Source organism: Salegentibacter salarius, from assembly GCF_900168265.1.
GTDB classification, from domain to species: domain Bacteria; phylum Bacteroidota; class Bacteroidia; order Flavobacteriales; family Flavobacteriaceae; genus Salegentibacter; species Salegentibacter salarius.
Genome location: NZ_FVZF01000001.1, coordinates 221,475 through 242,585, shown reverse-complemented (window position 1 = coordinate 242,585; position 21,111 = coordinate 221,475). Strand labels below are relative to the sequence as shown.

Here is a 21,111-nt window from a genome sequence, read left to right as displayed (position 1 = left end):
ATGAAATCAAATTCCGGACAAAATCTAAAATTAGGTCTTCTTATAGTAGCTGGACTTATCATCTTTACCCTGGGAGTTTTTTTTATTGGTAATAAACAAAACCTGTTTGGAGACTCCATAATGCTAAGTTCTGTCTTTAAAAATGTGAATGGCCTACAACTGGGTAACAATGTGCGCTATTCTGGTGTTAATGTAGGAACTGTAAAAGACATCAAATTTTTAAACGACACTGCAATTTGCGTAGATATGCTTATTGACCGTGAATCTGGAAAACTAATTAAACACAGTTCTTTAGCAACTATAAATTCTGATGGTTTGGTAGGAAGTATGGTTTTAAATATTCTTCCCAATAGTGAAGTATCCTCGCGCCCAATAAAAGAAGGAGACACCTTGGAGTCGCTTAGCCAGGTTGCAACTGCCGACATGCTTAACACTTTAAACCAAACCAATGAAAACGCCGCTCTTTTAACAGCCGATCTTCTAAAGATCACCAATAGCATTAATGCCGGAGAAGGTGTTTTAGGAGATTTATTAAAGAATGAAACCCTGGCAAAAAACATTCAGGAAAGCGCTGCAAATTTAAATGAAACTACTAATTCTGCCCGGGCAGGAATAAATAAGCTAAACGGTATTTTAAATGCTGTAGATTATGAAAATAGCGTAGCCGGATTGCTTCTTAGCGACTCTACTGCCCAAAAAAGCTTTAGCAACATTATTGAAGATCTAAAAACTACATCCTCACAAATAAAAGATATAAGCGCAGATTTTGGAGAGTTTTCTAATAGTCTTAATTCAGAAAAAGGTGCATTAAATTATGTAGTTAAAGACACCACATTTGTAAATCATCTTGATGAAAGTATGCAAAATATTGAGGAAGCTACCTTTCGGTTCAATCAGAATATGGAGGCTTTAAAACACAATATATTATTCCGAGGCTATTTTAGAAAACTAGAGCGACAAAAAGCAAGAGAAGAGAGAAAACAATAATATATAAGACGCGTAATATGAAAATAGAACATCTTGAAGAGCGCATTACTGAGTATAGAAGTTCTATCAAAACGGTAGTTAAAAAACGTATTACCTGGGAAAATAGCACTAAAGACCTTATTGTTAATACTCTAAAAAAGGCTGAAACGACTTATCCTGTGGGATGGAAAGTGCAGGAATTCAAATGGATCCACACCAACGAAGCTGTGAATATCACCTTTGATTCGTTTCCCGAAGATCTTATAGAATTCACTAATAAAATTCCCACCTATCAGTTTTTGCAAGGTGGAGCGCTGGTCTTTTCGCAATTGCACAATGGAGATATAGAGATATTTGTCACCTTCCCTATCCTGGAAAATTGGATAGTTCCTGAAAATGAAATTGTAGAATTAGGAGTTTTTACTCCAGACCATATTACCGAAAAATTAATCGTAGAAAAGATTGATGAATTTCTTAAGGAAATAATTAAATGGGAAATTCCTATTATAAAAAGTAAGCTTGGCTTTAAAACACAATAACTTCTTTAATAGGTTCAGAAATAAAACATTTAAAATAGAGATTTTTAAAGAGCTCAAAAAGTATCAGTTACCATCAACCTAAATATGGTCCATACGCCATCTTTTTAGTTCGGGAAGCTTTTTGATAAGTTCCTGTGCTTCCTCCAGGCTAATATCATCATGTACTTCTGCCATTTCCAGAAGCTTCACTTCTAATTGATGTAAATTAAGAGATTTCTCCGTAAACGCCCCATCCTGAAAGCAATCCCGGCAATAATCATTATTCATCGTTTTATCACGATTTCTCCCGGCGGTAGCCGGAGTAAACGGCCATCCACAACTTTGGCAAATTAGCGTTTCCATAATTTAATTTTTAATTGGTGAGCAATATTTTCAATTTTGAAAGCATAATAAGTTCAGATTTATTCTTTCCCGAAAAAGATGCTGCAATGGCATCAGCAGTCTCCCATATTAACTGGTTTATATCTGGAGTGAATACTTTTTCATGTTCTTTTTTATACTCCTGAAATTCATTAAAAGCCCAGGCTGCTTCCGGATCATTTTCTTGTAACCAATCGAAAGCTATTTCAATTTTATAGGCTTCATCAGTTCCGTACTCATCGGTTGTATTATTTACAGGCACCCATTTTTCTTTAACGAGTTCCTTTAAGGTTCTTATTTCTTCATTTCTTACTACTTTATCTGATGCTGAAATGGCGTAAAAAAGCTTCCCGATACTGCTATAAAATTCTTCGGTAAGCAACTGTTTTTTAGAAAGTTTCATATCTAATTCTATTTTCCACTTAAAGATACATCCGCAGAAATTAGTTAAAAATGATAAAAATCATTTTTCAAGTATAATTCCAAATAAATTAAAATCAAGATGCATGTTAAAATGTTGATTATCTGTTGATTAACCAATTTTTTGTTTTTGTGAATTTTTAGAAATTACTTTGTATATTTAAGTATTGTATAAAGCATTCCTCCCTACTCCCCCCAAGGGAATGTATAGCAGTTCCCAGATCTTTTTTAATTATTAATTTAAAGCTCGGCCGGGATGAAGTATGTGGTATTTTTTTCAGAAAAAGATTTTAGCTCTTTTAAACTTGATAAATCTTCAGGTTTAAAAGATTATAACTATGCTTATATCAATTCTTTACATAACTTAAGAAGCTTTTTAAATAAAAAAAAACCTGAACTGATTATTTGGAGCCATAAAACTAAAATTTCCTCTGAAATTTTTAATAATAACCCAGAGCTTTATAATACCCATTTACTTTCAATTATTTCCGAAGACAGTATTGAGACCTGGCAACCTTTTCACGGTAAACACCATTATTTACCAGAATCTCATTCTAAGGCTGAACTCTTGCTTAAAATTGATGCTTTGCTATGCCTTAAAAATGAAAAAACTTTTGAAGGCGAAAAGGTTGATAGCGCTCTAATACCGGATATAGAGACTTTAAAAAATTATATAGAAGAAAAAGGAGAACAGGTAACTTGGGATAAAAATAAAATTATATTCAGGGAAAACAGGCATTCCAGCTTTATCTATCTTATAAGTAACGGCCTGGTGAAAACTTCCAGAATGGACCAGCTTGGAAAAGAATTGATCACCGGAATTTATCGTAATAACGAATTGCTGGGCTTATATGGTTTTCATAAAAACCCCATTTGTCCTGAAACTGCTACCACTATAGAGTCATCCAGGGTGCATCGTATCTTGTATAAAGATTTTAAAGAAATACTTCAGAAAAACCCTGGCTTGAGCCTGGACCTTGCCCAACATTTAACCGATACTGTTTTAAGGCTCAAATCACAACTTTTAGAGATGGCTTATGCCTCGGTTCTAAAAAAAACCTCCAATACCATTCTTCAATTCGCAGATGATTTACAGAATCCAGATTTCCAGGGATTAAAAATTTCCAGAACAGATCTTGCAAGTATTGCCGGGATTTCTCCCGAAAGTTTTATACGAAGTCTTTCCTGCCTAAAAAAAGAAGGCATCATTTCTATAAAAGGAAAAAATATAAATATTTTGAATTCAGAAAAACTGCAACATATTACATAATTATAATATTTTGTTAAAAATTAATATCTTGACATTTATCATTTTTTTTGAGTACGTCTTCAACTACTTTTAGCTTAATAATCAACTGAAAATAACATAGAAATAATTTGATTTCTTTGCACTTATTAGAGTGAGAAGTCAAATTTAGAAGATATCAAAGGTATTTTTTAACCTGATATACAAATTTTACTTAGTGTAAGATCACTGATATCAACCAGGTGTTAAAGAGTAAACTTAATATCTTCTTAGGAAACAGGAGGCAATGGCTTCCTGTTTCTGTATTTTAGAGCCTTTCCCAAACCCCTTCGAAAATTATTCAAATAACTGATTTTCATCATATTAAATCCTCTTTTTTAAGTGTAATTTAATGTGTTTTAAAACCAAATTATTAACCATTAAATTATAAATATTATGTCTATCACTAAATCTAGCAACCGCAGAACTCCAGCAATGGGGAGTTCACTTTTAACCAGCGATCCATTTTTTTCGGACTTAATGGATACCAAAAGAGGAATCTTTAATTTAAACCGTTTTTTTAATGGAGATTTTGATAAAGATCTATTCCCAGCATTAAATGTAAAGGAAAAAGAAAACGAGTTTGAAATTGAACTTGCAGCTCCCGGACTTTCAAAAGAGGATTTTAAAATCTCTATAGAAGATGGTTTATTATCAATCTCTGCAGAGAAGGAAAATAAGATCGAAGAAGAAAAAGAAGGTTTTGTTAGAAAGGAGTTTAACTATAATAGCTTTTCCAGAAATATAAGTCTGCCAGAAGAAGTAGATATGGATAAAGAAGTAGAAGCCAAATACAAAGAAGGTATTTTAAAAATGAGCCTTAAGAAAAGAAAGACTGCAAAGGCTAAAAAAGCCAAAACGGTAAATGTATCTTAAAAACGATGCTGTCCCGAAAAATTTCGGGACAGCATCTTCTTTTTTAAAGCTTATGAATTTTCCATTTACCATTAGGTCCCTTTACGCTTGCCACATTTTCTCCTACCCATTTTGCATTAATTGCAGGAGCTTCTCTTAATTTCTTTTCAGAAACTGCAACCGGAAAAGGCCCTTCTAAATATTTTAGGACTTCCCCGGTTTTATCTATAAGAACCACATCATATTTATAAGAAATTACATTCTTTCCCAGTAGCTGGTTTTCGCCAAGACGCTCTTCTTCCAGTTTTAAGGCCAGAGCTTTGCCGTTAGAGAAGTTGCTCACATTCAAAAATTCTGGTTCAATGACTGTTTTTCCTTCGGCATTAATAAAACCGTAATAATTAACGCCATCTTTCTGCTTTCTAATAATGGCCCGTTCATCTTTTAATTGCGGATATTTTACCCCCGCAACGCCAATCTTATCACTTTTGGGATTTTCATTGGCAACAAGATCATTTCTTAGCTCAAATAACAGCTCGCCACTGGTATTTAAAAAACCCCAATTACTACCTTGCTTTACCGCGGTAAATCCATCTTGCTGGTCAGATACAAAATCAAACTCTTTTGGCTCTTGTGCGAATAACACAAACGGAATACTTAGTAAGATTCCTAATATTAAATTTTTCATTGTAAGAAGTTTTAAAATTATCTCTAAATATATTGTAAATTATTGAGAATAAATATGATACCCATCATACTAACCTAAAGCGGTTTTTAACTGTAAAAGCTTAAAATTCAGATACAAACTGATTTTCCTCATAGTTTAAACTTAGTTATTCTCTTAACTTTAATATTCAAAGTTTCAGAAGATGAGAAAGATAATTTTACCCACCGATTTTTCAGAAAATGCTTATAACGCTCTGCGATATGCCTGCCAGCTTTTTAAGTATGAAAAGAGCCAAATAATTCTTTTAAACACTTATGCAGAAAAGATTTATACCGATGAAAATTTGCTAAGTAAAGAATTAATAGATGAGCTAAAAGCGGTTACCAAGACAAAGGCAGAAACAGAGCTAACTGCAATAAGTTCAAAAATTAATGATGAGTTTTGCAATCCCAGGCATAGCATAAAATTGATCGCAGCATTTGGCGATTTGGTAGATGAGGTTAATAGCCTGGTGAATTCAGAAAATGCCGATCTCGTTATCATGGGAACCCGTGGGGCCACCAACGATAGAGGTCTTGGTTTTGGAAGTAACACCTTACTCGTATTAAAATATGTGCAATGCCCTGTTCTGGCTATTCCTGCGAATTTTAGTTATCAGGAACCAAAAAACATCTTATTTCCAACCAATTTTTTAATTCCATATCAAAAAAGAGAATTAAAGGTTGTTGGGGAAATTGCCCGCGATTTTAATTCTAAAATCCACTTTCTATATCTATCTAAGCATAAGGCAACTTCTGCGAGGCAACAGGATAACCTGGAATTTTTAAAACAACAGTTCTACAATATAATTACAGAAGAACACCAACTAGATGAATTGAAAAAGGAAAAAGCCATAGAAGATTTTATAGCAACCAATGAAATAGACCTTCTGGTTATGGTAAATTCCCGTCATACTTATTTAGAAGATATGCTATTAACATCTACTATAGATAAAGTAGGTCTACATCCAAAGGTCCCTCTTCTTGCTTTACAAAATTTTAATAGGGAATGCATTTAAAACTTAGAAATCATGAAAAAAATACTTTTACCCACAGACTTTTCAGAAAACGCTTATAACGCAATTGCGTATGCAATTAAAGCGTTTAAAGATGAAGAATGTAAATTTTACCTTCTAAATACTTATACACCGGTTTTATATGATTCTGAATATATTTTATATAACAGCACACAACCCAATCTCGCTGAAGCTTATAAAAAAAATTCCCTCAGCGGACTGCGAAAAGTAGAACGAAAAATTAATCGCGATTTTAAAAACCCAAAACATCGTTTCGAGAAGATTTCTGCTTTCAATCTACTAATAGATGAAATGAAAGAACAACTGAAGTCTAAAGAAATAGACCTGGTAATTATGGGAACCCAGGGAGCAACCGGCGCCGAAGAAATTTTAATCGGCACCAATAGTGTACACGCTATAAACAAATTAAAAGCTCCTTTATTAATGATTCCTTCAGATAATGAATATCATCCACCAGTAAACATCCTATTTCCTACAGATTTTGAATTAAATTTTAGTGCTGCCCAACTGGAACCAATTTTAAATTTAGTAAAAAACCATAACTCAAAAATTAATATCCTGCATGTTTTCTTCGGAAAAGATCTTGATGAAAAACAGGAAGAAAATAAGAAAAACCTTAGTAAAATTATCTCAGACTTTCCGCATCAATTCAATACAATTGAAGATAAAAGTGTGACGAAAGCTATTGAAAAATTTCAGGAGAAAAACACTGTAGATTTACTCTTTATGGTAAACAATAAGCGTAGTTTTTTTGAGAACCTTTTGTTTAGGCCCGTAGTAAATAAAATAGGTTTTCATATTAAAGTTCCATTTATGGTTATCCCATCAGGAAAATTCAGCTAATTATGAAAAATATACTCATCCCCACCGATTTTTCCGTCAACGCATGGAAAGCTACTGTTTATGCCTTTAGTTTGTTTCAAAATGACTTGTGCAATTTTTATTTTTTAAATGCCTGTAAACCTGAATTCTATACACCAGATATTAATGGATACAGCTTATCTCAGGCAAAAACTGAAAATAAAATTTTAATGGAAAAGCTATTAAAAGAAGTAGCTGTGATAAACAAAAACCCGAATCATAGGTTTAAATCTTTAATAATAGAATCCTGGCTGAATGATGCAATAATCGAGATTCAAAAAGATATAATTTTTGACCTTATCGTGATGGGAACACAAGGCGAGAACGAACCCGACGACAGGATCTTTGGCACCAATAGCATGAACGTTATAGAAAATGTAGATCACATGCCGGTTCTACTAATCCCAGACCAAAGCGTACACGTGCCAGAAGTAAAAAAGGAAATCGTATTGGCAACAAGATTCGACAAATCTTTTTCTCTTACCGAGATCAATTTTCTAATAGATATGACCAAAAAATTTAGGGCCAGTATTAGAATTCTCTATATTCAGGATACCGAAGACCTTTCTGAGGAACAGGAAAATAGAAAGGAAGAATTACATGAACGTTTTGAGAAAGTTTCTCATAGTTTTCATACGCTAACAAACATTGAAGTTACCAAAGGGATTCATAGTTTTATTCAAAGTAGAAACAGCGATATATTGGTTTTAAACCATAAAAAAAGAGGTTTCTTTAGAAACCTTTTCTCTAAATCTCTGCTTAAAGAATTAGGGAAAAAACCGCAAATTCCTATAATTTTTATGCCCGCAGATCTATAATTTCAAAAATTATTAGTCCCAGATAAAACTACTAAAAATGGATATTTCTAACTTACAGGTTATAAAAGCTTCCGGCGAAAAGGCTAAGTTTTCTATCGATAGGGTTGCTGAGTCTTTAAAGCGCTCTGGCGCAAATGATGAGTTGATAAATAGCACCCTGGAAAAGCTAAAAACTGAACTCTATGATGGCATCACTACCAAAGAAATTTACAACCGTGCTTTTAGTTTGCTGAAGGAAGGAAATAAAACCAGTGCTTCAAAATATAAATTAAAGACCGCTATTTATGAATTGGGACCAACAGGTTTTCCGTTTGAGAAATTTATTGCGGCGCTTTTAAGTCATAGTGGTTATAAAACCGAAACCGGGAAAATCTACCAGGGCAAATGTGTATCTCATGAAATTGATGTGGAAGCTAAAAGCGATACAAAATTGATATTGATAGAATGCAAATTTCACAATGCCGGTAGAAACAGCGATGTGAAAATTCCACTTTATATAGATTCAAGATTTCGGGATATAAAAAATTTCAGAAATAACGGGAAAAATAAACTGGAATTTGAAGAGGGTTGGGTGGTTACCAACACCAGGTTTACTGCAGATGCGATAAAATATGGTAAATGCAGCGACCTTAAACTATTAAGCTGGGATTATCCAAAAGGTGAAGGTATTAAAGATAGAATAGACCAATTGGGCTTATATCCTATCACTGTTTCCACGCTGCTTTCAGAAAGGGAAAAGAACTTTTTGCTTAGCCGCGATGTGGTTTTATGCCAGGAACTTATTAATGATACTTTTTACCTGGATCACTTAGGGATTCATAATCCTCGTAAAAAAAGGATTTTAAAAGAGATGGAGGAACTTTGTAAACATTAAGCTATGGAAAATCAGGTGAAAATTCATTTCTTAGGAGCGGCTGGTACAGTTACCGGCTCTAAATTCCTTTTAGAAACTCCAGAGTTAAATATTCTAATAGACTGCGGACTTTTCCAGGGAATTAAAAGTTTACGTGAACTCAACTGGAAAGATTTTCCGTTTGATCCCAAAGCCATAGACCTTATTCTATTAACCCACGGTCACCTGGACCATACCGGATATTTGCCACGTTTGGTAAAACAAGGTTATAAAAACCCAATTTTAGGCACGCCTCCCAGCCTGGGAATTGCCGAGGTGATATTAAACGATAGTGCGAAAATTCAGGAAGAAGATGCCGAAAGAGCCAATAAAGAAGAATACAGCAAACACGAACCTGCCTTACCTTTATATACTACAAAAGATGCCGAAAAAGCAATTGGTTTATTTCAAAGCATAAACCTGGATGAATGGTATCAAATTTCAGAAAATATAAAATATCGTTATCAGGCCAATGGCCATATTCTGGGATCGGCATTTATTGAACTGGATATTTTCAATAAACGCTTTGTTTTTTCAGGAGATATTGGAAGAGAGAAAGACTTACTCCTGGAACCGCCAAAGAAACCAGAAAAAGTCGACTATTTATTTTTGGAAAGCACCTATGGAGACAGGCTTCATCCCGAAGATAATTCAGATGAAATATTTACTGAAGCTATAAAAGACACTATTAGGAATAATGGCAACCTTATTATTCCAAGTTTTGCTGTAGAACGTTTACAGGGTATTATGTACAGGCTTTATCTGTTAATTAAAGCAAATAAAATTCCTAATATCGCCATTTATATAGATAGCCCAATGGGTAACAAAGTGCTGGGCTTATTTGAAGGTTTTAGCAAGTGGCACAAAGTAGATGCAGCTGAATTTAGAAAAATGCTTTCTTATTTTAATATTATCACTTCATACCGTGACACCTGGAAAACCATAGATGAAAAACGAACTAAAGTAGTAATTGCCGGAAGCGGTATGGTCACCGGCGGCAGGGTTCTCACCTATTTACGCTATTTAATAGATAAACCAGAAACTACTGTTTTACTAGCAGGTTACCAGGCTGAAGGTACGCGTGGAAGGCAGTTGGAAAATGGAGCCGCTGAAATAAAGATCTTCGGGAAGTATTGCCCCGTTAAGGCAAAGATTTTAAAAATCGAAAGTCTCTCTGCTCATGCAGATCAGGGCGAATTATTAGACTGGCTTTCAGAAATTAAAAATGTTCCGGAAAAAGTATTCTTAATTCACGGCGAGCCTACAGCCTTAGATTCTTTAAGAGTTAAAATAAAAGATCTCTATAATTGGGAAATAGATATTCCGCAACTTCATGACATTACTAGCTTAAAACTTTAAAACCCTCATTTTTCAACGAAAACCTTTTCGTTCAATTTTGCGCCTGTGCTGCTGCAATAATGGCAGGAATCTGTCAGTTATTCTCTAGAATCAATCTAAATTATCGCTCATAGTTTTTTCTTATCTAGCCTTATATATAAGTCTGGATTTCTTCATTTTAAGAAAAAAATAATACTCGTGGCGCAATGTATTAATCCAAAAGATAAAATTCAAATTGCACATAGCCGTCTTAAACATAGGGCTTAGCTAGTCTTTTCAATAGCTTTAAATCTAGATCTTGAAAATGATTTTTAGATTAGTTTAACCTAATATTTTATTAGTTCCGGCAAAATTAATTTAATTTAATCCTGGCTTTTGGCCAGCAAAGCTGGTTTGGCAGGAAACATTGTATGGTCTTTGTTCTTTACAGCCCGGATTTGATTATCCAAAAGTCGAAAAAGAATTAATTAACCAAAAAATATAGAATGAAAGTATTAGTTATTGGAGCAGGAAATATGGGACTAACTTACGCTGAAGGAATGGCGAAGTCTAGTCTGCTTAATCATCGAAACCTTATGATTTTCGATAAATCTGCCGAGGTTATTACCACCCTTAGTAAGATAGATCATTTTGACGTTTATGATGATATAGAAGAATGTCTTCCAAAAGCAGACATCGTATTTATTGCTGTAAAACCATATCACTGTGATTCTTTATTTGAAGAGATAAAACCTCTGGTAAACGATCAGCAAATTTTTGTTTCACTGATGGCCGGAGTAACGATACAGAAAATACAAGAGGGCTTAGACGTTAAAAAAGTTGTTCGTTCAATGCCAAATCTTCCCGCTCAGGTAGGAAAAGGAGTTACTTCTTTTACAGAAGCTAAAGAAGTATCCAGGGTAGAATTATTAATGGTAAGAAATTTATTGGACACTACAGGAGCATCTATTCATGTAGAGACTGAGAACTTTATAGATGCCTCTACAGGAATTTCAGGAAGTGGACCGGCTTACGTTTTCTACTTTATGAATTCAATGTTAGAAGCAGCATTAAAAATGGGCTTCTCCAAAAACGACTCTAAAGTATTGGTAAGCCAAACATTTGAAGGTGCTGTAAAACTTTTCAACGAATCAGATCTTTCTCCAAGTACCTGGATGGAGCGTGTTGCTTCTAAAGGAGGTACTACTCGCGCAGCATTAGACTCTATGGATGATAACAATGTAGAAGAGCTTATAAAAGATGCTGCTTATGCTGCCTTTGATAGAGCCGTGGAATTAGGTAAAGAGTAATTTAAGTTTAAAAAAGAAGTTTAAATATAACTTTATAAAATGGAAAAAAAGAGAATTGTAGTTAAGGTCGGAACCAACGTAATGACCAATAAAGATAACAGGATTTTAGGCCCGGTGCTAAAACATCTTGTAGAGCAAATAGCTACACTATATGAAGAGGATGTAATGGTAGTTCTTGTTTCTTCAGGATCAGCCATTGCCGGTAAAGAAGTTCTTGGCGATGTGAATATTGAAGATGCTTCCAAGAGAAGACAGGTATTCTCTGCCGTAGGACAACCTCGTATGATGCGCCATTATTATAGTATTTTCCACGATTACGGAATGCGTTGCGCACAGGTGCTAGCTACCAAAAGAGACTTTAGCCCTGGAATTCACCGTGAGAATATGATTAACTGTTACGAATCTCTATTATCTGAAGGGATAATCCCAATTGCTAATGAAGATGATGCCGTTTCAGTAACAATGTCTATGTTCTCTGATAATGATGAACTTGCCAGCCTTGTAGCTGAATTAATTAAAGCTGATGCTCTTATCATCTTGAGTGATACCGATGGTCTATACACTGGTCACCCTGAAGATGATGAATCAGAAAAATTAAACAAAGTTACGGTTGATGAGAATGTTGAAAAATATGTTCAGGAATCCGGAAAAGGAGAAGGTGAAGGCCGTGGCGGTATGGAGTCTAAAATAAAGATTGCCAAAGGTACCGCAGCAAAAAATATTACCACTTACATCGCTAATGGTAAACAGAAGAATGTGATTTTAGATATCGTAGCCGGTAAACCGGTTGGGACTAAATTCACCGCTTAAACTAACTTAGAAAACCCCTAAACTTTTTAAGTTTTTTGGGTATTCTAAGGCTCACTTTGTGAGCAAAAAATTGAAGTTTAATCAAACTAAAATATAATCAAGTAATGAAATTATTAGATTCTAAAACTAAAAATAACGTACTACAATCCATGATTAATATTCTGGATAAAAGACGTGAAGAAATAGTAGCCGCAAATAAAAAAGACCTTGACGCTTTTGGTGAAGGAGATCAGGCTATGTACGATAGATTGGTGGTAAACAATGCCAAAGTAGACGATATGATTCGTTCTGTAAAAGAAGTTATGGATCAGGAAGATCCTGTTGGCCAGGTTATAGAGCATAGGAAATTAGATACCGGTCTGGATATCACTAATAAAACTGCGCCTTTCGGAACAATCATGATTATTTATGAATCTCGTCCCGATGTTACGATTGAAGCTGCGGTTCTTGCTTTTAAAGCAAATAACAAGATCTACCTAAAAGGTGGTAAAGAAGCAAACAATTCTAATAAAATTCTAGAAGATTGCTGGCATGAAGCTCTTAAGGAAAATAATTTAGAAAAAGACTGGATCGAGCTGTTACAAATGAACAGAACCGAAACTCAGGATTTCCTTAAAAATCCACCACAACATATTGATTTAGTAGTACCAAGAGGTGGAGAAAAACTTATCGCTTTTGTTAAGGAACATTCAACTGGCGCCGTATTAGTTAGCGGTCGTGGAAATAACTTCCTATATGTTTCTAAAAACGCCGACTTTGACACTGCTAGAAAAGTAATGCTGAATGCTAAGATTGATAAGATTTCAGGATGTAATGCTCTAGATAAAGTATTGGTAGATAAAAATCTTCCAGACTTTGAAAAAAGAGTAAAAGAGCTTTACGATATGTTCACTGAAAATAAAGTACATATTCAGGTAGATGAAGATATTGCCAAAATACTGCCTAACGAAGAAAAAGTACCTTCAGAAGATACGTGGTATGAAGAATTTCTTGCCATGAGAATTGTTCTGGGTGCTATTGATGGTAATGACGCTGCTATCGAGAAGATCAATAAATATTCTGGTGGCCACTCTGCAGTAATTGTGACTACAGATAAAAAAGAAGCTGCCAACTTTATGGAACAGGTAGATAGTGCTGCTGTTTATCACAATGCCTCTACCCGTTTTACTGATGGTGGCCAAATGGGAGTTGGAGCAGAGCTCGCTATTAGTACAGATAAACTTCACCACCGTGGACCACTTGGTTTAAAACAATTGGTAACCAACAAATATTATGTGTTAGGTGAAGGCCATATTAGAGAATAATCTATTTTCTATTTAAAACAAAAAACCGCTGATGATCTCAGCGGTTTTTTTGTGCTTTTAGATTAATCTCTAGCGGAAATTCATTAGTTGCTTTTTTTTAGCCTTTATCTAATTTTAGTTCACAAATTTTATAAAATTCTCATTTCTTCCCTATCACAATGTAACTTTTATGCATTTTTAGAGTCTTATAAAAAAGAAAAGTTTATACATGAAAAAAGCAATTTATACGCTGGCGCTTGTTGGCGCACTTTACAGCTGTAAAACTACACAAACCCAAAAGGAAGAACAACCGGTAATTGCAAGCATAGACCTTGTAAATGTTGAAGAAGACAAGGTTTCGGTAAGTATTGATCCCGATAGATTCACCACAGAAAATACCACTTTTTATATTCCTAAAACCGTTCCCGGCACCTACTCTACCGATAACTACGGAAAATTTATCGAAAATTTTAAAGCGATAGATTATGATGGGAATGAATTGGAATTCGAAAAAATTGATGACAATTCCTGGTCTATCCCAAATGCTAAAAATTTAGATAAAGTTAGCTACCAGGTAAATGACACTTATGATATTGAAGGCGAAGAAGGAGTTTTTTCCCCTTCCGGAACAAATATTGAAGCTGGCGAAAACTTTATGCTTAATCTTCACGGTTTTGTAGGTTATTTTGAAAACGAGAAAGAAGAGGCATATCGTTTACTGGTTAAAAGACCTCATTCGCTTATTCCCGGAACCGCACTAAGCAAAACTGTAGCGGCTTCAACCAGTATGGAATTCAAAGAAGACATCTATTCTTTAGACAGATATTTTGAAGTTATTGATAATCCAATAATGTACGCCAAACCGGACACCACAAGTTTTATGGTAGAAGGAATGGAAGTACTTATTAATGTATACTCTCCAAACGAAAAATACACTTCAGAAAGTATAAAACCGGGAATTGAAGAAATGATTAGCGCCCAAAAGAGATTTCTGGGTGAAGTAGATAATACCGGGAAGTATGCGATCCTGTTATACCTTTCAGATAGCGAAACGCAGGATGCACGCGGTTTTGGAGCTTTAGAACACCACACTTCTACCGTGGTAGTACTTCCGGAGGCTATGCAGCCTGAGCAATTACAAAAAACAATGACCGATGTGGTTTCTCACGAATTTTTCCACATTTTAACTCCTTTAAATGTTCATTCAAAAGAAGTTCATTATTTCGATTATAACGATCCTAAAATGTCCCAACATTTATGGATGTATGAGGGAGTAACCGAATATTTCGCGAATCTTTTTCAAATTAATCAGGGACTTATAGAAAAGCAGGATTTTTACGATAGGATTTCAGGTAAGATAAAATCGGCACAACAGTTTGACGACACGATGCCGTTTACAGAAATGAGCAAAAATATCCTGGAAGAACCTTACAAAGAAAGTTACTATAATGTTTACTAGAAAGGAGCTCTAATTGGGATGGCCCTGGATATTCGTTTAAGAGAATTAAGCGATGGCGAAATGGGAATTCTAGACCTTATGAAAACGCTTAGCGATAAATACGGAATGGATAAACCATTTAACGATGAAGAATTATTTGATGATATTGTCGCTTTAACCTATCCTGAAATAAGAACATTCCTGGAAACTTATGTGAGTGGTTCTACTCCTATTCCTTACGATGAATTTTTCGCAAAAGTAGGCTTGGAAGAAGCTGAAACCGAGGTAAACACCGGCTATTTTATAAAAGGACAAACTCCTTATATTGATGGTGATCCCGCGACTAAAGAATTATTCTTTAGAGAAAATATCGAATTTAATTCTTTTCTGGAAAAACTTGGTGTAGAAGGCGGGGATGTAATTAAATCTGTAAATGGGGAAGAATATAATGTTCAAAATGTTTACAATTTAATTATGAAAGCTGAATCCTGGAAAGAAGGAGAAGAAGTGAGCTTTGTAGTTATGCGAGATGGTGAAGAGCTAGAACTTACAGCAACCACAGCTCAACCTACCGATACAGAAACTACGCTTACAGAAAAAGACCTGCCTGAAAGCAGTGAAGAAGTTAAACTTAGAAATGCTTGGTTAAAAGGTTAATAGATTTTAATTTAAGTATTTTGGAGCGACGGGGAATCCCGCCGCTTTTTTATTTCCATAATCGGGTTATATCCTTTAAATTAGGGCGGCCAACCAACTTGAAGATTCATTTATGGAAATTCCTATTTTACAGGATATTGTTATTATTCTGGGACTCTCAATATTGATCATTCTTTTATTTCAAAAGATAAAAGTGCCATCAATCCTGGGGTTTCTTTTGGCAGGGATAATTGCCGGACCACATGCCTTTAACCTTATTAGCTCTTCCCACGAAGTAGAATTACTTTCTGAGATTGGTATCATTTTCCTCCTATTTGTCATAGGAATAGAGCTTTCGGTAAAAGAACTTATCTCTATGAAAAATACCGTATTAATTGGCGGCGGACTTCAAGTTGGAGGTACTATTCTTTTTACTGCTATAATTGCTTATTTTCTCGGGTTACCATTAAACTCGGCTATTTTCCTTGGTTTTCTTTTCTCTCTAAGTAGTACGGCAATTGTTTTGAAGCTCATTCAGGAACGGGGCGAAATTACCGCTCCACACGGCAGGGTAGCATTAGGAATTCTTATTTTTCAAGATATAATTGTGGTTCCTATGATGCTGCTCACCCCTATTCTGGCTGGTGAGGGTGGCGATCTTTTAACCACTGTGCTTGTTCTTATCGCAAAAATTGTTGGAGTTGGTGTAGTAATCTATTTATTGGCCAGATATATTGTACCTCGTATTTTTAGTATGGTAGTTAAAACAAAAAGTAAGGAACTTTTTATATTAACTACTGTAGTTTTCTGTTTTGCCATTGCCTGGCTTACTTCTTCAGTCGGATTATCTTTGGCTTTAGGTGCTTTTTTTGCGGGACTTATTATTTCTGAATCGGAATACAGCCACCAGGCTACCGTAAATGTTTTGCCTTTTAGAGAAATTTTTATCAGTTTCTTTTTTATCTCGGTAGGAACATTGCTGAATTTAGAATTCTTCATCCAAAATATTTTAATGATCCTGCTCCTGGTAATTGGAGTTGTGCTTTTAAAAATGTTAGTAGTTGGCGCCACCGTTCTCTTACTTAAATATCCTCCAAGAACTATATTTCTAAGTTTATTTAGCTTATTTCAAGTAGGAGAATTTTCTTTATTACTTTCTGGGGTGGGATTAGATAATAATATTATCCCAGATAGTATTTATCAGTATTTCCTTGCAATTTCTATTATCACTATGGGCCTTACTCCATTCCTTATTGCAGCGGCTCCAAAAATCACCTATTTTATTTTAAAGTCTAGAATTCCTGCTCCAGTAAGACATAGATTAGAAAGTTTTAATAAACAGAGATCTACTGAAGAAAGCAGTAAGGAACCTAAAAAACTGGAAGATCACCTAATTATTATCGGCTACGGAATTAACGGCGAAAATATTGCTAAAGCTGCCCGAAATGCTGAGATTCCTTATACTATTGTAGATACAGATCCCGTAACTTTTAGAAAAGCAAAAAATAATAACGAACCGGTTATTTTTGGTGACGCTACAAATTCACTTATTTTAAAACATCTACACGTCCAGGAAGCACGGGTTGTAGTTATTGCGATTTCAGATCCTGGTGCTACAAAGAAGATTATCAGCAATGTGCGCTTATATACAAAAACAGCCTTTATAATTGTGAGAACCCGTTATATACGGGAGATTGAAGAAAATATTAAGCTGGGAGCTGACGAAGTGATTCCTGAAGAATTTGAAACGTCTATCGAGATATTTAACCGGGTTCTAAAAAAATACCTGGTTCCCTATAATGAAATAATGGATTTTACTGCCAGTATACGTTCTTCAGATTATGAAATGCTAACTTCAGTAAAAGGCAGGCCCCATAAACCCTCATTACAACATTTGCACATTCCCAATCGTGAAATTGTAACCTTAAGTGTTCAGCAAAATAACAGGGATATTGTTGGGAAAAGTATTCAGAATTCTGGTATTGGTAAAAACTTCCGGGTTACCGTATTAGCTATAAAAAGAGACACCCAGTATATTACCGAGATCCTCCCCGGCACTAAGATAAAACAGGGAGATTTATTATATATTTTTGGTAATCCAATAAACATAAACAGGCTAAACGAAGAGCTTTCTTATTAAAACTAATCAAGTTTAATAATCTCGAACCCAGAGGCAATTAGAAGTTTTAAAACCTAAGAACCTAATTTCTACAAAAAGCTTTCTTAAATAATAGTAAAAAATAGGGATGTGGTTAAACACATATTGGTGTTATAATTTTAAATAGATATCTTTAAAAATTAGATAACCTAACAACCAATAATTTTATGTCTGTACTGCCCGATCATCTTCTGCGTTACCAGAAATTTATAGGCTTTATGCTAAAATACTGGAACAGCGATTTGTTTGCAAATACTGCTTCTAAAGCAATGGATGGGAATTCAGATGAAACCCAAAATTCTTACGATCAAACACCAGAAGAACTGGTAGAGGATCTAAAAAATATGGGGCCTACTTATATAAAAATGGGTCAATTGTTGTCTACCCGGCCAGACCTTTTACCAGATGCCTACTTAAAAGCTCTGGCTACGTTGCAGGACGATGTTCCGGCTATTCCATACGAAGAGGTTCACCATATTGTTGAGGAAGAAATAGGAACCAGAATCTCTAAAGCATTTGAAAGTTTTGATGAAAAACCACTGGCAAGTGCTTCTATTGGGCAGGTACATAAAGCTACCTTAAGATCGGGCCAACCGGTGGCGGTAAAAATCCAGAGACCAGGAATTAAAAAGCAGTTTCTTTCAGACTTGGACACTTTAAAAGAGCTTGCCGAGATGGCTGTTAAACACAGCGTTACTGCTCAAAAATATGCTTTTGATGATGTTTTAGTTGAATTAAGACGAATTCTATTACAGGAATTAGATTACCATAGGGAAGCACAAAACCTAATTAGCCTGGGCGAAAATTTAAAAGAGTTTAAAGACCTAATTGTACCACAACCAATCCTCGATTATTCTTCGGGCAAGGTGCTTACTATGGAGTATATTGAAGGTCGCAAAATCACTTCTATTTCACCGCTAAAACAAATTGAAGTAGATTATTCACCTTTGGTAGACCAGCTGGTAAATGCTTATTTGCAGCAGGTAATTAATGATGGCTTTGTACATGCTGATCCACATCCCGGAAATATTCAGTTTACAAAAGACGATAAAATTGCACTCATAGATCTTGGAATGGTTGCCCGGTTTAGCCCGGCAATCAAACAATATATTTTAGAGCTTTTACTGGCTATAAGTAAAAATAATGGCGAAGAAACTGCTCGTGTGCTGCTAAGTATGAGTGAGATTACAGAAAATGCTAATCTAAAATACTTTAAGAAAACTATTAGCGATATTATTATGGATAGTGAGCATAGCAGGGCAAAAGACATGCAAACCGGCCGCTTACTAATTCAATTAAATCGACTCGCTGCTGATAATGGTATCCACATTCCGGTTGAAGTAAATATACTTGGAAAAATTCTCCTAAATATGGATCAAATTATCGCAGTTTTAGATCCAGATTTTGATCTTCGGGATGCTATTAAAAGACATTCTCATAAAATAATGCGCGATAAAATGTATGAAGAGCTAAAGCCTGAAAACCTCTTCTCTTCTGTACTGGCATCAAAGAAATTCCTGGAATATTTACCCGATCGGCTAAATACCATTTCAAAAAATCTTTCTGAAAATGAATTTAAAATTAAAATCGAAGCTTTTGATGAAAAACGGGTTACCGATGGGTTTCAAAAAGTAGCTAACCGCATTACCTTAGGTTTAATAATAGCCGCAATGATTATAGGCGCTTCCATGTTAATGCAAGTGCCCTCAGATTTTACGATTCTGGGCTATCCTGGGCTCGCCATGATATTTTTTCTTTTGGCTGCCATTGGAGGCATTATTCTTAGTTATATCATTGTGTTTAGGGATGATAATCTGAATAATAAAGATTAACCCGTTTGGGTAATTGTGCTTTTCAGTGTATTTTTCGGTTCTAAAAACTTAGACCACATGAAAAAAATTTTTACCCCTCTATTTTTACTTGTTTTTATAGCAACGGCCTGGAGCCAAAAAGTCGAAATTCCGGTTGATACCACGGTAACTACAAAGCATTCGGTTACTATTAATTCAAAAAATATAGATTATACCGCTACCACGGGAATGCAGCCGCTTTGGAATAACGATGGCGAACCTATAGCAAGTCTTTTTTATACCTATTACAAAAGAAGTAATATAAAAAATACCGAAAACCGTCCTTTGGTTATTTCATTTAATGGCGGGCCAGGTTCCGCTTCTGTTTGGATGCATATTGCTTATACAGGCCCAAGAGTTTTAAAAATTGACGATGAAGGTTTTCCTATTCAACCCTACGGAATTAAAGAAAACCCACATTCTATTTTAGATGTTGCTGATATTGTTTATGTAAATCCCGTAAATACAGGTTTTTCACGACCTATTCCTAATGAAGAAGGAGAAGTAGATAAAGAAAAATTCTTTGGTGTAGATGCCGATGTAAAGTATTTAGCCGAATGGTTAAACACTTTTGTAAGCCGAAATAATAGATGGTTATCTCCAAAATATCTTATTGGCGAAAGCTATGGAACCACCCGTGTATCGGGACTGGCTTTAGAGCTACAAAACAGCCAGTGGATGTATCTTAATGGAGTGATCCTGGTCTCTCCAACCGAATTGGGAATTGAGCGTGACGGCCCGGTAGGAATTGCGAACAGGCTACCCTATTTTGCCGCTGCCGCCTGGTATCACGATGCTTTACCTGCAGAACTTCAAAATAAAGAATTAAAAGATTTGCTGGAAGAAGTAGAAAATTATACTATTAATGAGCTAACACCGGTGCTCGTAAAAGGAGGTTTTACCGAAAGTTCTAAAAAAGAAGCTGCAGCTGAAAAAATGGCCTATTATTCCGGAATTTCCAAGGAAGTAATACTTCAAAATAATCTGGATGTTGACTATCGTTATTTCTGGAAAGAATTAAAACGAAAAGACGGTGTTACCGTGGGTAGACTTGACTCCAGGTATTTGGGTATAGATGCTAAGGAAGCCGGGGATTCTCCAGATTATAACGCTGAACTAACTTCCTGGTTGCATTCTTTTACGCCGGCAATTAATCATTATTTACGCAATGATCTTAATTTTGAAACCGATCTTAAGTATTTTATGTTTGGTCCTGTGCATCCCTGGGATCGCAGCGGGAACAATACCGGCGAAAACCTAAGACAGGCAATGGCTCAAAACCCAAATCTCGATGTGTTGATTCAATCTGGATATTTTGACGGTGCTACAACCTATTTCAATGCAAAATATACCATGTGGCAGTTAGACCAAAGCGGAAAATTGAAAGATCGTTTAAGCTTTAAAGGTTATGAAAGCGGCCATATGATGTATCTAAGAGCCGAAGATCTTAAAAATGCCAATGAAGATATTAGGGAGTTTATAGAAAATAGTCTGCCTGAAGAAGGTGCTCCTGCTAAATATTAATTTTAAATGTTTGGGAAGGATTATATAAATTTCGTCATTCTGAATTT

At 35.2% G+C, this 21,111-nt stretch carries 18 protein-coding genes and 1 pseudogene; 16 read left to right on the top strand and 3 right to left on the bottom strand.

The genetic code is table 11. The features are described 5' to 3' along the window. Together B5440_RS00990 and B5440_RS00985 are read left to right on the top strand one after the other, a co-directional pair. Entirely contained in the window at positions 1–987 is a 987-nt protein-coding gene (locus tag B5440_RS00990) for an MlaD family protein (protein ID WP_070052420.1), read from the top strand. Between the two features lie 17 nt (positions 988–1,004). Next, positions 1,005–1,505, top strand: coding sequence for a hypothetical protein (locus B5440_RS00985; RefSeq protein WP_070052421.1), 501 nt, complete (start codon positions 1,005–1,007; stop codon positions 1,503–1,505). A 78-nt stretch (positions 1,506–1,583) separates the two neighbouring features. Here B5440_RS00985 and B5440_RS00980 read toward each other — a convergent pair whose 3' ends face one another. Then, entirely contained in the window at positions 1,584–1,847 is a 264-nt protein-coding gene (locus tag B5440_RS00980; protein WP_070052423.1) for a zinc ribbon domain-containing protein, read from the bottom strand. Between the two features lie 10 nt (positions 1,848–1,857). Continuing rightward, the gene (locus B5440_RS00975) at positions 1,858–2,268 is read right to left on the bottom strand and encodes a hypothetical protein (protein WP_070052424.1); all 411 of its coding nucleotides are present in this window, start codon (positions 2,266–2,268) and stop codon (positions 1,858–1,860) included. A 273-nt stretch (positions 2,269–2,541) separates the two neighbouring features. On the opposite strand from B5440_RS00975, the gene B5440_RS00970 reads away from it, so the two are divergent. Both B5440_RS00970 and B5440_RS00965 read left to right on the top strand, forming a co-directional pair. Then, positions 2,542–3,555: a Crp/Fnr family transcriptional regulator gene (locus tag B5440_RS00970; protein ID WP_070052426.1), complete on the top strand. Its 1,014-nt coding sequence runs from the start codon at positions 2,542–2,544 to the stop codon at positions 3,553–3,555. 411 nt (positions 3,556–3,966) lie between these two features. After that, positions 3,967–4,446, top strand: a complete 480-nt coding sequence (locus tag B5440_RS00965; RefSeq protein WP_070052427.1) for an Hsp20/alpha crystallin family protein — start codon at positions 3,967–3,969, stop codon at positions 4,444–4,446. A 43-nt stretch (positions 4,447–4,489) separates the two neighbouring features. Here B5440_RS00965 and B5440_RS00960 read toward each other — a convergent pair whose 3' ends face one another. Further along, the gene (locus B5440_RS00960) at positions 4,490–5,113 is read right to left on the bottom strand and encodes a WG repeat-containing protein (protein WP_070052429.1); all 624 of its coding nucleotides are present in this window, start codon (positions 5,111–5,113) and stop codon (positions 4,490–4,492) included. Positions 5,114–5,294: 181 nt separating this feature from the next. Here B5440_RS00960 and B5440_RS00955 point away from each other — a divergent pair, with 181 nt between their 5' ends. The 12 genes and pseudogenes from B5440_RS00955 to B5440_RS00900 all read left to right on the top strand — a co-directional run bounded on the left by B5440_RS00955 (position 5,295) and on the right by B5440_RS00900 (position 21,064). After that, entirely contained in the window at positions 5,295–6,149 is an 855-nt protein-coding gene (locus tag B5440_RS00955; RefSeq protein ID WP_070052430.1) for a universal stress protein, read from the top strand. 12 nt (positions 6,150–6,161) lie between these two features. Beyond that, positions 6,162–7,010, top strand: coding sequence for a universal stress protein (locus B5440_RS00950; protein WP_070052432.1), 849 nt, complete (start codon positions 6,162–6,164; stop codon positions 7,008–7,010). 2 nt (positions 7,011–7,012) lie between these two features. Next, on the top strand, positions 7,013–7,846 hold the full coding sequence (locus tag B5440_RS00945) for a universal stress protein (RefSeq protein WP_070052433.1): 834 nt from the start codon (positions 7,013–7,015) through the stop codon (positions 7,844–7,846). Between the two features lie 37 nt (positions 7,847–7,883). Further along, entirely contained in the window at positions 7,884–8,720 is an 837-nt protein-coding gene (locus B5440_RS00940; RefSeq protein WP_070052434.1) for a restriction endonuclease, read from the top strand. 3 nt (positions 8,721–8,723) lie between these two features. After that, entirely contained in the window at positions 8,724–10,097 is a 1,374-nt protein-coding gene (locus B5440_RS00935; protein ID WP_070052436.1) for an MBL fold metallo-hydrolase RNA specificity domain-containing protein, read from the top strand. Positions 10,098–10,561: 464 nt separating this feature from the next. Next, the gene (gene proC / locus B5440_RS00930) at positions 10,562–11,365 is read left to right on the top strand and encodes a pyrroline-5-carboxylate reductase (protein ID WP_070052438.1); all 804 of its coding nucleotides are present in this window, start codon (positions 10,562–10,564) and stop codon (positions 11,363–11,365) included. 39 nt (positions 11,366–11,404) lie between these two features. Continuing rightward, positions 11,405–12,175, top strand: a complete 771-nt coding sequence (proB, locus tag B5440_RS00925) for a glutamate 5-kinase (RefSeq protein ID WP_070052440.1) — start codon at positions 11,405–11,407, stop codon at positions 12,173–12,175. A gap of 104 nt (positions 12,176–12,279) precedes the next feature. Further along, on the top strand, positions 12,280–13,479 hold the full coding sequence (locus B5440_RS00920) for a glutamate-5-semialdehyde dehydrogenase (protein WP_070052441.1): 1,200 nt from the start codon (positions 12,280–12,282) through the stop codon (positions 13,477–13,479). Positions 13,480–13,687: 208 nt separating this feature from the next. Continuing rightward, a pseudogene (locus tag B5440_RS00915) lies at positions 13,688–15,553 on the top strand (M61 family metallopeptidase). A 112-nt stretch (positions 15,554–15,665) separates the two neighbouring features. Next, positions 15,666–17,672, top strand: a complete 2,007-nt coding sequence (locus B5440_RS00910) for a cation:proton antiporter (RefSeq protein ID WP_070052443.1) — start codon at positions 15,666–15,668, stop codon at positions 17,670–17,672. Positions 17,673–17,857: 185 nt separating this feature from the next. Further along, positions 17,858–19,522: an ABC1 kinase family protein gene (locus tag B5440_RS00905; protein WP_070052445.1), complete on the top strand. Its 1,665-nt coding sequence runs from the start codon at positions 17,858–17,860 to the stop codon at positions 19,520–19,522. 57 nt (positions 19,523–19,579) lie between these two features. After that, positions 19,580–21,064 (top strand): S10 family peptidase, encoded by a 1,485-nt coding sequence (locus B5440_RS00900; RefSeq protein WP_070052447.1) that lies wholly within the window; start codon positions 19,580–19,582, stop codon positions 21,062–21,064. The last annotated feature ends 47 nt before the right edge of the window (positions 21,065–21,111 follow it).

What these genes read in the sequence shown, in the direction of transcription:
- proB (WP_070052440.1), top strand. Translation starts at nt 11,405, where the DNA reads ATGGAAAAAAAGAGAATTGTAGTTAAGGTCGGAACCAACGTAATGACC.
- B5440_RS00910 (WP_070052443.1), top strand. Translation starts at nt 15,666, where the DNA reads ATGGAAATTCCTATTTTACAGGATATTGTTATTATTCTGGGACTCTCA.
- B5440_RS00905 (WP_070052445.1), top strand. Translation starts at nt 17,858, where the DNA reads ATGTCTGTACTGCCCGATCATCTTCTGCGTTACCAGAAATTTATAGGC.
- B5440_RS00955 (WP_070052430.1), top strand. Translation starts at nt 5,295, where the DNA reads ATGAGAAAGATAATTTTACCCACCGATTTTTCAGAAAATGCTTATAAC.
- B5440_RS00970 (WP_070052426.1), top strand. Translation starts at nt 2,542, where the DNA reads ATGAAGTATGTGGTATTTTTTTCAGAAAAAGATTTTAGCTCTTTTAAA.
- B5440_RS00990 (WP_070052420.1), top strand. Translation starts at nt 1, where the DNA reads ATGAAATCAAATTCCGGACAAAATCTAAAATTAGGTCTTCTTATAGTA.
- B5440_RS00945 (WP_070052433.1), top strand. Translation starts at nt 7,013, where the DNA reads ATGAAAAATATACTCATCCCCACCGATTTTTCCGTCAACGCATGGAAA.
- B5440_RS00950 (WP_070052432.1), top strand. Translation starts at nt 6,162, where the DNA reads ATGAAAAAAATACTTTTACCCACAGACTTTTCAGAAAACGCTTATAAC.
- B5440_RS00935 (WP_070052436.1), top strand. Translation starts at nt 8,724, where the DNA reads ATGGAAAATCAGGTGAAAATTCATTTCTTAGGAGCGGCTGGTACAGTT.
- B5440_RS00980 (WP_070052423.1), bottom strand. Translation starts at nt 1,847, where the DNA reads ATGGAAACGCTAATTTGCCAAAGTTGTGGATGGCCGTTTACTCCGGCT.
- B5440_RS00965 (WP_070052427.1), top strand. Translation starts at nt 3,967, where the DNA reads ATGTCTATCACTAAATCTAGCAACCGCAGAACTCCAGCAATGGGGAGT.
- B5440_RS00960 (WP_070052429.1), bottom strand. Translation starts at nt 5,113, where the DNA reads ATGAAAAATTTAATATTAGGAATCTTACTAAGTATTCCGTTTGTGTTA.
- B5440_RS00985 (WP_070052421.1), top strand. Translation starts at nt 1,005, where the DNA reads ATGAAAATAGAACATCTTGAAGAGCGCATTACTGAGTATAGAAGTTCT.
- B5440_RS00900 (WP_070052447.1), top strand. Translation starts at nt 19,580, where the DNA reads ATGAAAAAAATTTTTACCCCTCTATTTTTACTTGTTTTTATAGCAACG.
- B5440_RS00975 (WP_070052424.1), bottom strand. Translation starts at nt 2,268, where the DNA reads ATGAAACTTTCTAAAAAACAGTTGCTTACCGAAGAATTTTATAGCAGT.
- B5440_RS00940 (WP_070052434.1), top strand. Translation starts at nt 7,884, where the DNA reads ATGGATATTTCTAACTTACAGGTTATAAAAGCTTCCGGCGAAAAGGCT.
- B5440_RS00920 (WP_070052441.1), top strand. Translation starts at nt 12,280, where the DNA reads ATGAAATTATTAGATTCTAAAACTAAAAATAACGTACTACAATCCATG.
- proC (WP_070052438.1), top strand. Translation starts at nt 10,562, where the DNA reads ATGAAAGTATTAGTTATTGGAGCAGGAAATATGGGACTAACTTACGCT.